Here is a 12130-nt window from a genome sequence, read left to right as displayed (position 1 = left end):
ATGAGTTTGTCTTTTTACATTTATTTTGTTTTTGGGACGACTTTGAAAACGGACATCCGTTCTTCATCAATTTCTTCATCTAAAATTTGCTGAATATCAGCTAATTGAATTTGTTCCAGCACTGTGACGACATCAAATAAGCTCATGTCTAAGAATGCATATCGAGTAAATTGGTTCGCAATGTATTCTGGAGAATTCATGGCTTTTAAAAAGCTGCCGATTTTTTTCTTGCGGGCAAGCTCAATTTTCTCCTCTGTCATGAGGCTTTTTGCTTGAAGAAGGGTTTCTTTTAATACTTTTGCGAGTTGATCAGGATCATTTGTATCCCCGCCAACTGAAGTGAAGCCAAAGCCGCCTTCTTCTGTATAATCGTAGCTGAATGTTTCATCAATTAAGCCTTTCTCATACATCTGTTCATATTGTAATGAGCTTTTGCCAAACAGCGTCTCTAAAATGAGGTTCATCCCAAGCTCATGCTTTAGCAGTTGATTTCCTTTTTTATGCGGATTTTTTGTTTTCAACCCGAACATACATTTAGAGCCTTGTACGTTCATTGGTAGTTCGTATTCTTTCCGATATACACCTTCAGGCTCATTGATGTCTTTTCGTTTGATCTCCGGCTGATCTGTAAATGGCTTTTTCGCCTGATTCGCTCTGACTTGATCTAAAATTTGCTTCGGATCAACGGGACCGACAACGAAAAGAAGCATATTGCTCGGGTGATAGAACGTTTCATAGCATTCATACAAATGATCTTTTGTAATAGGGGCAATGCTCTCTACTGTTCCAGCAATATCTATTCTCACAGGATGCTCTTGATATAAATTTTCAATCAGACCAAAGAATAAACGCCAGTCCGGATTGTCGTCATACATGTTAATCTCTTGGCCAATAATACCCTTTTCTTTTTCGACTGTTTTTTCAGTAAAATAAGGCTCCTGAACAAAATCAATAAGTGTCTCAAGATTTTGTTCGACATTTGAGGTGCTTGAGAATAAATAAGCCGTTCTCGTAAACGTAGTAAAAGCGTTTGCGGATGCTCCTTGTTTACTAAAGGTATGAAACACGTCTCCATCTTCTTTTTCAAACAGCTTATGCTCTAAGAAATGGGCAATTCCGTCAGGTACTCGAATCATGTCTTCTTTGCCAAGCGGCACAAATTCATTATCAACTGAGCCATATTTTGTTGTAAAGGTCGCATAGGTTTTGTTAAACCCTTGCTTTGGCAGCACATAGACGTCAAGTCCGCTTTCCATTTTTTCGTGATAGACCGTTTCTTGCAGCTGGTCGAATTGAATTGTTTTCACTGTCATGAAGCACCCTCCGTTCCTTTAAGAAAATAGGTCGTATCCCACTCGATTTTCTGACCCACTTTGATGATGTCCTCTTTTGTCACTTGTTCTAATGCTTCCAAAAAGGAATCAAGGGTTTCCCCAGTTGGCACAACGGCATGCTGATACAAATATTCTGCTGTCCCATAAGATGTATCAATCGTTTCAAGCAGCTGGTTTTTGACGACTGCTTTTGTTTGATCAATTGCTTCATCAGAAAAATCACCTTTTTGCATCGCTTCAAATTGTTCTTTGATGATGTCTACTGCCTGCTGGTAGTTGCCAACTTCAATCCCTGACATGACCATCATCATGCCTTTAAAGCTCTCAAGTCTAGAAACAGCGTAGTACGCAAGACTTGCTTTTTCACGAACATTGATGAATAGCTTAGAATGCGAGAAACCGCCGAATATACCATTAAACAAATGCAGCGCCGGATAATCTTTATCTGCAATCGTTGTATGTGTGCGAAAGCCGATGTTCAGTTTGCCTTGTTTTACGTCCTCTTCATCAATGACTTCTTTTGGTTCATTTTGAGGTCTAGCTGATTCAGTCTGTTGTTTGATCGGTTCTCTTTCACTTGTTTTAAAGTATTGGGAGACCATTCGGCTGATGTCTTGTTCGTCAACATCTCCTACTACATAAAGATCAAGCTGGTTTGATTGAAGCGCATGCTCATAAGCTTCAAAGAGCGAGTGAGCGGTGATTGCGTCGATGTCTTCCATTTCACCATTGACGTGCAGTGCATATGGTTCACCTTTACACATTTCCTGCACGAGTCTTAAATTCGAATAACGCATTTTATCATCATAGACTGCCTGAATTCGCTGTTTTAACGTGCGTTTTTCTTGATCTACATATAATTGACTAAACACCCCATCTTCAACATATGGGTGGAATAATAGGTCAGATAGTAAGGCAATCCCTTTTTCTAGTAAAGGGGTTTGATCCTTTAGATATTTTTCATTCGCCATTTCTAGACGGAAGGTAATAATGTGATTCTCACCTTTTTTCGCCATGTCTGCCGAAACGGTTGCTCCATAGAGCTCATCAAAATAAGCACGCAATGCACCTGTTTTCGGCATCTTTTCTGTTCCTCTTAACAACACATGCGGGAAAAGAGAACGCATGGTGACGTCATCTTTGGATAACGGTGCAAGCATTTTAAAAAGGATTGTCACGGTTTTAAATTTTTCTGTTTTGACAATATGAGTATGAAGACCAGGTGTGTCCAGTGTCTTCTCTTGTAAGTACGTCATGAGAAACCTCCTTTGTTCATCCTATTTATTATGTATTAGAACATAGCTGATATATACGTGAAACAGCCATTTAATAGACATTATATCAATCAGAGGAAAGGATAGGAAATAAAAACGCCTCTGCTCATAGCAGAGACGCCAGTTGTTATTTCATTCTAAAAGGCCACCAATTCCATTTACCGAAAATACGAACCATAACCGGAATAAAGAGCGGCAATACAACAAAAGCATATAATAAAAGTCCAATGAGTACGACCGTTGCAATTTCAACAAGTGATAATACTCCCGATGGCAGCATAGCGGCGAACGTACCTGCCAAAATGGCCACTGCAGAAATAATGACAGAACCCATATTTCTCATCGCTGATATCATCGATGCTTGTACATGCTCTCCCTTCCATTCATTAAAACGATCCATGAGGAAGATGGAATAATCGATCCCGAGTGTCACAAGAATAACAAAGCTGAAAAATGGGACAGCCCAGCTGACACCATCGTAGCCAAAAAATGTTTTAAAGATCCATTCTGTTAACCCGATCGATGTAAAATACGTTAAAATCAGTGAAAGTGTTAAGTATATCGGCATAACGATTGACCGTAATAAAATAATTAAAATTATAAAAATACCAATTAACATGAAGATGACAGTTCGAATAAAGTCACCGTCAGACGTTTCTTTTAAGTCCACATTTAAGCTTGAGATACCAGATACACCGTATTTGGCATTTTTGAGTCCACTTACAGGTAAATATTGATCGAGGGTTTCCTCAATTTTTGCGACACCTTTCATCGCTTCATTGCTATATGGATTCACATTTAGGATGACTTCAAAAGTCGTTAATTTACGATCTGGAGACATATACGTATGAAAGATTTGCTTAAATTCTTGGCGTTTCAGCACTTCTTCTGGAATAAACCAGCCTGTTATTTCTTCATCTGGCGCTTGCTGAAGCTGCTTTAAGTAGCCGTCAGCCTCGGTGAAGCCGCTTTTGACCTGCTCAAGCCCTTCAATACTTTCATCTAATCCATCTGTTAATAATGTAAGTTTTGATGAAAGCTGGCCAAATCCTTTTTTGATGGCTTTTTGGCCGTCTGTCAACTTCTCTGCACCATCTTCAATTTTAGGCATTTCTTTAATCAATTGTTTTTGGCCCTCATTTGTTTGGTCAAGACCGTCATAAATTTGATCAAGCCCATCCATGAGCGCTTGCACTTGGCGTTTTACTTCTTTTTGCTTGCTTGATAAGGTTTGAATCACTTGATCTGCCTGCTTGATCTTTTGCTTAAAGTGAGAGGCTTCCTCTTCATATACACTCATTTGATCCCCTGCTTGATCAAGCATTCCTTTTGTTTCTTTGAATACTTTCTTGATTTCTTTATATTCTTCCATGTCTTTTACTTCTGGAAGACGATTTTCTAGTGCTTCAAATGATAGATTTTCATAAGATTTCTTTACTTTCTTAATGGTTGTCATCAGCTGCTGATTCGATTTCGCATGGCGTTCCAGTGTTTTCACCACTTGCTCTAGCTCTTGAATCATCGTTTCACTGCTGCGATATTCTTGCTCTAATTCTTTTTTCGCTTCTTTGATTTTACTTCGAATCGTACCGACGCCATCTTTACTGCGCCTCACCCCATCTTCTAAAGAGATAAGGGATTCCCTGACTTCTCCGATACCGCTTTTGATTGCTTTCGTTCCATCAATCAGCTTGTCAATGCCTTGAGCGGATTCTTCAATTTTTGGTTTTTGTTTGAGAAGGGCCAGATTTGTTTCTGTCAAGCCATCAGAAATTTTCCCGATTCCTTCATGTCCTTTGCCAAGTTCTCCTCCTAGCTCTTTCGCTTGAGAGGTGACATAAAGCTGGCTCAGTCCGTCTCCAACAGGGCGCGTGACACTGCGGACTGTTTTGACTTCGTCAATGTCATTTAATTTACGGGTCAGTTTTTCAATGATCACAATCTTTTTTTGATTATCTAGCTTATTGTCACTTTCAACAAGCACATTCAGAGGCAGCGCTTCACCAAAGCCAAATTGCTCTGATATCGTATTAAATGCAGACACTGACTCATACTTATTCCCAATTTCATTTAAACTGTTATAAGATAGGGTGCCGTCGTACATCAGAATAGGAGGCACCGTAATAAGAGCGACTAAACCTAAGCTGATCAGCGGCCTTCTAAATGAAAAGCGCCCAGCCCATTCCCACATTTTACTTTGCGGGTGCCGGATGTTTTCTCTTTTAGATGGCCAGAATAGAGATTTTCCGAAAACAGACATAAAAAAGGGAACGATGGTAACAAGGGCAATCAGCAGAACGCCCACTCCAACGGCAACACTAACGGCTGATTGATACAATTGGAATTTAGCAAATCCAATACTTGAGAAGCCGACTAACACGGCTAAGCCGCTGAAAAATACCGTCTTCCCTGCACATTGATACGTGACGATAATCGACTCTTTGACATCACGGCCTTGACCGATCTCCTCTTTAAAACGGCTTAACAGCAGGATGCAATAATCTGTTCCGATACCGAACATAATGGCTACCATAAAAATCTGAGTAAAATTAGATAGAGGAAATTGTGTATATTCTACAAGAAAAGCCACAATACACCGGCTGACAGCGTAAGAAATGCCTATCGTAATGAGCGGAACAACAGGTGCCAATATCGATCTGAAAACAATTATTAAAATAAAGAAAATAAAAATCATCGTGATAAGTTCAGTTTTCTTCAGACCTTGTTGAGAGCTTTTAATGACATCTGAATCCACAAATTTTTGACCCGTTATTTCATATGAGACATGATAGGGCTTTAAAACTTCCTCAATTTGTTCTTTAATCTTCACAGCTTTTGTTTCGTAGTGGTCGAATTTGAATGGAACAAGAAGTGTACTTTTATCTTTTGATAAAAGTTGTTTTTGAATGTCCGGATCTACATGAAAATATGAAGTAATTCCGTCAATGTGGAGTTCTGGGGCATGTGTCATGAGTGCAGCTAAAGCCTTTTTTAATTCCTGCTCTTTCGCAGGGAACAGATGTTGTTCGGAGAATACAAGCACACCTGTATCTTTTTTCCCGTTCTTATCTGATAGCTTATCCAATAGGTGAAGTGCCTCAGCTGTTGGTGTCCCCTCCGGAACCTTTAATTGCCCTTTTTCTCTTGTTAATTCCTCTAAATCGGGCGCAGTAATAAACAGAATCACAGCTGTTATCATCCACACCACTAATACAATCCATCTTGCTTTAATTATTTGCAACATAGCTGCTTCAAGCTCCTTCTAGTTCATCAATCAATTTGCTGTATTTGAGCGTGTCTGAAGTGCTGACTGCGTCTCCTTCAAATGGCAGGATGACCTATTCAATTGTCCTTACGTGTTGAAGAAACACATCTCCATCATCAGCACGCGTGCTCAATTTCTGCCTAAAGAAAGACAGAAAATGAATGTTTTTGAACACCTCCAATTTGGGATAATTTAAAAGATATTACTATACATTAGTTTAACTATCAAAATTTTACATGTCAATTTATAAAAAAGAAAAAAGATGGCAAAATGCCGTCTTTTTTCTATATTTAAACTGTTTTCAATTGTTCGCTCTCATCCTCTTCATCTGGCTGGATGAAAAAGAGGACCAAAAATAGTGAAATGAGACTGCAAATGGTCGAGAGAATAAAAACAATGGAGTCCCCTTTATCCATAAGATAGGCAAAAATCGGAGGCCCTAAAGCAACACCGATAAAACGCATACTACTATAAAATGACGTAATGGTACCGCATTGTTCTTTTTCAATACCTTCTGTAATCAGCGCATCAAGTGCAGGCAGCACAATACCGATACCAACACCGCCAATGCTTAAACAGATAAACAATACGTAAAAGCTGTGATTCCACCATAAAAAAATATAAGAAAGTGATAACAAAGCCATACCTGCGATTAAAAAGATTCTCATTTTCCCTTTTTCTTTTCCAATCGTTTTTCCAGCAACGAAGGAACTGATTGATAGAAAAAGGAGCGGAATACTCAGCAGGAACCCTTTTTTGACACCTTTTATTTGATAAGCTGCCTCTAGATTATCGGATAAGTAAAAAAGCACACCAAAAAGAAGAAACATAGTAAAACCGCCAATAGCAAAAATGGCATAAAGCCAGCGTCCCTCATGCTTAAAAATGGTCTTTGTTGATTTTAAAAATTCTTTAAATGAAGGCGGGTCCTCCTCTTTTTTTGCCGACTCTACCATGAACAGTACCATGAGAAAGCTGATGGCCGAAAAGAACGGAATGAACCAAAACGGCACATACCAAAACCATGAAGCAAGAAGTGCCCCAATAATCGGGCTTAGTACCTTTCCCGCTGTGTTAGAGGTTTCAATGGCGCCAAGTCCCGCACTGACCTCTTCATCATCATGAAACAAATCTCCTATAAATGGCATAACAACAGGTGCCGCTCCAGCTGAACCGACACCTTGAAGGACCCTGCCAAGAAGGATCCACATATACGGTTCTTTCATGATTGTTGAGGCGACTGCTGCCACAGCCCCTCCAAGTCCGGCGATTAAAAGACACGGCAGCAGTACCTTTTTCCGCCCAATCCGGTCTGATAAATAACCGGCGATTGGAATACATAAGATTGCTACAACCGAATATACCGTAATAATGAGAGAGACTTGAAAGGAAGTGATCGAGAGTTTCTTTTCTATCTCTGGCAATACAGGTATTAACATCGAGTTCCCTAGTGTCATGATTAGAGGGACTGATGATAACGCAATGATATTCTTTTTACTGACTGTTTTCTCGCCCAACATCATTCACCCAATTCTATATACTGTTACGTATTAGTGTGGCAAGTTTGGCGAGTATTATGTATGGGCAAACAAAAAGCAGCCGCCTATGGAAGCGACTGCTTGTTAAAATCGTTTGCGTATGACATGAAAGCTGAATTTATCCGCTCGAAAATAATTGAGGGAGTATAAGACCGGCTGATCATCCTGATCATAGTGCATTTGTTTGAGTAATAATAACGCCGTTTCAGGGTCACAATCTAGAATCGGTGAAACCTGATCGTGGTAGCCAATTGGTTCAATGTCCGCAACTGCATATTTGATCCCGCTGTGCGGTTCTCTTCCAAACAGCTCAAAAAGAGACTCTTCTTCATGTGTAAAAGAAGCGGGAAGGTGTTTGACTGGAATTTTATCTAAACAATAAACAACTGGCTGTCCATCTGCCGTTCGAACGCGTTCCATTGAAAAAATCCCATCAGATTCATCACACTGAAAACGAATGACATCATTCTCTGTTGGCTCCCCTTCTTGCGAGGATAAAAAGATGGTACCAGGCGTCATATTGACCTGCTCAATCATTTTCGTGACACTTGTCAGCTGTTCTATGCCTGTCGAAAAAAGTGGTCTTGAGTTGACGAAAGTCCCCACACCATGCCTTCTTATTAAATACTTTTCTTCTTCTAATATACGAAGGGCTTCACGCAGTGTCGCTCTGCTCACACCTAAAAGCTTTGAGAGCTCAAACTCAGAAGGCAGCTTTTCTTTTTCGGCATATACACCTGTTTGAATATCTTCTTTAATACGGTCAATCACTTTCAAATATAAATGGCGATTGTCTGTTTTGGTCGACATGTTTTCCCTCCGTCTAATCAATGCAAATGATAAGATGAGAAATCTCTATTCCGAGATAAGTTGAACATAACTATATCATGTTTTTGCAAATAAATAAATAGTCTGACATCCAGTTAACATAATCATACTATCGTTTACTATTTTTCAGGAAAGCTCTCTTCAACTTATGAAGAGAGCTCGTCATATTGTTCTTTTGAGAGAAGAACCTCTCTTGGTTTACTTCCTTCATATGGGCCTACAACACCTCGCTCTTCCATTGCGTCAATGAGACGTGCTGCCCGGGTATAACCGATGCGGAACCTTCTTTGCAGCATAGAGACAGAAGCCGTCTGCATGCCAATGATCAGTTCAACTGCTTCATCATATAGATCATCTTCCACAGCTGCAAGCTGATCCTGCGTTTCTTCGCTTGGAATCATTTCCTCTTGGTATTGTGCCTTTTGCTGTGTGATCACATGATCAACAACATGTTCTACTTCTTCATCTGATAAAAAGGCGCCTTGCACACGAACCGGCTTGTTTGCACCAACAGGTAAAAACAGCATGTCCCCTCTGCCCAGCAGCTTTTCTGCGCCCCCCATATCAAGGATCGTCCTTGAATCTGTTTGGGAGGATACGCTAAAGGCGATGCGGGACGGGATATTGGCTTTAATGACACCTGTAATGACATCGACAGAAGGTCTTTGTGTGGCGATAATCAAATGAATTCCCGCAGCACGAGCCATTTGAGAAAGTCTTGTAATGGAGTCTTCCACATCAGATGAAGCGACCATCATTAAATCAGCAAGCTCGTCTACAATGACAACAATATAAGGAAGTTCTGGCTGTTTGGCATCTTCTGTTTGATTCATTCGTTTAATGTAATCATTGTATCCTTCAATATTTCTTGTCCCCGTATGAGAAAACAATTCATAGCGGCGTTCCATTTCGCTGACTACTTTTTTAAGTGCTTGAGAAGCTTTCTTAGGGTCTGTTACGACAGGTGCCAAAAGGTGCGGAATGCCGTTATACACATTTAATTCAACCATTTTTGGATCAATCATCATCATTTTCACTTCATGAGGCTTCGCTCTCATGAGAATGCTTGTGATAATGCCATTGATACACACACTTTTTCCGCTTCCAGTCGAACCTGCTACAAGTAAATGCGGCATTTTATTCATTTCAGCAAGCACGGCTTCACCCGAGATATTGCGGCCTAGGCCAATAAGGAGCTTTGCATTTGGACGGTCATTTTGCTTCGATTCTAATACCTCTTTTAAAGAAACCATAGCAATTTCTGCATTCGGAACTTCAATCCCGATGGCTGATTTACCAGGAATCGGCGCCTCAATTCGAATGTCCTTTGCTGCAAGGGCGAGTGCTAAATCATCACTTAGATTGACGATTTTGCTGACCTTCACGCCAACATCTGGATATACTTCATATTTGGTCACAGCTGGACCTAAATGAACCTGTGTGACTTTTGCTTTCACACCAAAGCTTTGAAATGTTTTTTCAAGCTTTCTTGCATTTTCATATATATTTTTCTTATCTGTTTGCTGACCTGAATGCTGCGGCTCTGCCAAAATATCAAGTGAAGGCAATTCGTAATCTTTGTTTTCAAGTTCTGTAAATGTCATCGGCGGCGCCTCTTTAGGTTCTTCAGCTGTACCAGATTGAACTGGTGCACTTTGCACAGACTCTTGAAGAGGCTCTGTCTCTTTTGCCGCCTGCTTCTTTTGAACGGGCGGGGTGAGAATGTCATCTCTGTCTGCAAAGCTTGAAATAATCGGCTGGCTATTCTCAGAAGACGGCGTTTCCTCTTCGATCAAGATCAAATCATCCTCGTCCTGTTCTTGAATACGTGAACGTTTTTTCTTTTCACCTGTTTTCTGAGAGGACGCGCTCTTTTTCGCCTGCCTGATTCCTTTCATATCTTCAACAAACGCCTTCCACTGCTTCACCATAAATTGTGATACAGGAATCGTCACTTTTTTCACCATTTCCTGAAGGGATCGGTTTGTAATCAGAACAATTCCAATCAGCATCAGAACAATCGCCATGATTTGCGAGCCTGCTTGCGCAAATAAGAAATAAGAAGCAGCAAACAATACAGCTCCGATCATGCCGCCCCCTAAATCAGGTGACCCTGTTTCACCTTTCATATCCATCAAGAAAAGCTCAAATGTATTTCTAATCACACTTTGAGAGCCAATGACGCCAGCAGATGAAAGATGCTGAAAAAGCTTCACATGTGACAAAAGCAAGATACTCGCAATGATGCAGTAGAGACCTGCTTTTCTTCTTGTCAAAATATCTGGGATTTGTTTTTTCCAGAAAATCGTCACACCAAAAAGAAATAATCCGATAAGGCAGAGAATAAACCATTCACCTGCAAAGAATCGGAATAGATGTACAAAGGTTTGTCCAACAACGCCCAGCTGTAAAATGGCAATGATCGCTATGGCAATACAGACTAACCCATTTAATTCATATTTCAGTTTTAGCTGTTTATTTTGTTTTTTTCTCGTTTTCCGTTTTCTCTTTTTAGCCATACTCATCACCTTACTACGAAAGAAAATATAACCTACCGAAAGATCAGAAAGAAAGCAGCCTGGTTTTGGCTGCATCTTGTTGTAAGTTTTCCCTTTATTATAGCATAGAATCATTCATATGAGTCGGTTTGATTGGTGCCTAAATGTAACTTCAATCGCTTGCCTGGTGCAAGCTCTTGATTGAGAAAATCCATTGGATTGGTGCTCATGACTTGAACGATTTCTGCTTCATCTTCTTTCATTTCAACCATCACTGGCACACCTTGAATGTTTACCTGCTGGAGTTTACGTTCTCCCTGTTCCTCAGCGTAAATGGCTTCATATGGCATAGGCGTATATAAAATCATTGGATCAGCCCCTCGTTTTGAGATGCCCTGTCTCCGATAAGTTCATTCAACTTTTTAATCGCTTGTCCTACACCGCCGACTTCATTCATGAGTCCGTATTCCGCTGCCTCATGACCAACGACATTTGTTCCGATGTCTCTTGTCAAATTGCCTTTTGAGAACATGAGCTCTTTAAACTTCTCTTCTGTAATGTTGGAGTGGCTTGTGACAAAGTTAATGACTCTTTCCTGCATTTTATCTAAGTATTCAAAGGTTTGCGGAACACCAATCACGAGACCTGTTAATCGCACAGGGTGAATGGTCATTGTGGCTGTTTCGGCAATATACGAATAGTCACACGATACAGCGATCGGGACACCTATAGAGTGGCCGCCGCCAAGCACAATCGAAACAGTTGGTTTCGATAAAGAAGCAAGCATTTCTGCAATTGCGAGTCCCGCTTCAACATCTCCCCCTACTGTATTTAAGATGATCAAAAGGCCCTCTATTTTCGGGTTTTGTTCAACAGCTACGATTTGTGGAATGACATGTTCGTATTTGGTTGTTTTATTCTGCGGTGGAAGCTGCATATGGCCTTCAATTTGTCCAATAATGGTGAGGCAATGGATATTTGTATCTTGCGGCAGCTGCGGAACGGCTGTTTCACCAAGCTGCTGTATTTTGCTCATAATGCTATCTTTTTCTTCTGGCTTTCGCTCAGGCTGCTGTTCATTCTTTTCGTCCATTTGTCTCCATCCTTTCCTCAAACTCTTCTCCTATTATGAACAAATAGCCCATATTCCATCCGCATTCCTCACGCTACATCAAAAAAGCCCAAAGAGCTTATGCTCCTTGGGCTTAGCGTGTAGACAAACCCTCGCATACGCCCGCAGTCCTGCGCTTCGGTGCTCACGAATGTCAAATTCGCTCCGCTCCGGTGCTCGTCCTTTCTAGACTGCAAAGGTTTTCTATCACGCTAAAAAGAAGACAAAGTGCTAAAATAAAGTTCATTTTAGCACTTTGTCAATAATCTAAAGCCCAAAGAG

The 12130-nt window shown here is 40.5% G+C and carries 8 protein-coding genes; all 8 read right to left on the bottom strand.

Translation table 11 applies throughout. From position 1 onward, the window contains the following. Window positions 1-20 precede the first annotated feature (20 nt). The 8 genes from yfmH to AC20OE_RS13445 all read right to left on the bottom strand — a co-directional run bounded on the left by yfmH (window position 21) and on the right by AC20OE_RS13445 (window position 11830). Complete coding sequence (yfmH, locus tag AC20OE_RS13480) at window positions 21-1313, bottom strand: EF-P 5-aminopentanol modification-associated protein YfmH (RefSeq protein ID WP_039178701.1); 1293 nt, start codon at window positions 1311-1313, stop codon at window positions 21-23. Beyond that, the gene (yfmF, locus tag AC20OE_RS13475; protein WP_059376243.1) at window positions 1310-2590 is read right to left on the bottom strand and encodes an EF-P 5-aminopentanol modification-associated protein YfmF; all 1281 of its coding nucleotides are present in this window, start codon (window positions 2588-2590) and stop codon (window positions 1310-1312) included. The genes yfmH and yfmF overlap by 4 nt, the downstream gene beginning before the upstream one ends. Before the next feature lie 145 nt (window positions 2591-2735). Then, window positions 2736-5852, bottom strand: a complete 3117-nt coding sequence (locus AC20OE_RS13470) for an MMPL family transporter (RefSeq protein ID WP_487268896.1) — start codon at window positions 5850-5852, stop codon at window positions 2736-2738. 311 nt (window positions 5853-6163) lie between these two features. Then, window positions 6164-7393 (bottom strand): bacillibactin exporter BcbE, encoded by a 1230-nt coding sequence (gene bcbE, locus AC20OE_RS13465; RefSeq protein WP_487268925.1) that lies wholly within the window; start codon window positions 7391-7393, stop codon window positions 6164-6166. 102 nt (window positions 7394-7495) lie between these two features. Next, entirely contained in the window at window positions 7496-8221 is a 726-nt protein-coding gene (locus tag AC20OE_RS13460; protein ID WP_039178693.1) for a GntR family transcriptional regulator, read from the bottom strand. A 164-nt stretch (window positions 8222-8385) separates the two neighbouring features. After that, window positions 8386-10758: an FtsK/SpoIIIE family DNA translocase gene (locus tag AC20OE_RS13455; protein WP_268464593.1), complete on the bottom strand. Its 2373-nt coding sequence runs from the start codon at window positions 10756-10758 to the stop codon at window positions 8386-8388. Window positions 10759-10868: 110 nt separating this feature from the next. After that, a complete protein-coding gene (locus AC20OE_RS13450; protein WP_008344712.1) occupies window positions 10869-11105 on the bottom strand; it encodes a YlzJ-like family protein in 237 nt (78 codons plus the stop codon). Next, window positions 11102-11830 carry a ClpP family protease gene (locus AC20OE_RS13445; protein ID WP_024424124.1) on the bottom strand — a complete coding sequence of 243 codons (729 nt, stop codon included), beginning with the start codon at window positions 11828-11830 and terminating at the stop codon, window positions 11102-11104. The genes AC20OE_RS13450 and AC20OE_RS13445 overlap by 4 nt, the downstream gene beginning before the upstream one ends. Between the last annotated feature and the right edge of the window lie 300 nt (window positions 11831-12130).

It is taken from the genome of Bacillus sp. SRI_025 (genome assembly GCF_057592095.1).
The sequence above is the reverse complement of the archived record's forward strand: the minus strand, read 5'-3'. Positions and strand labels throughout refer to the sequence as shown.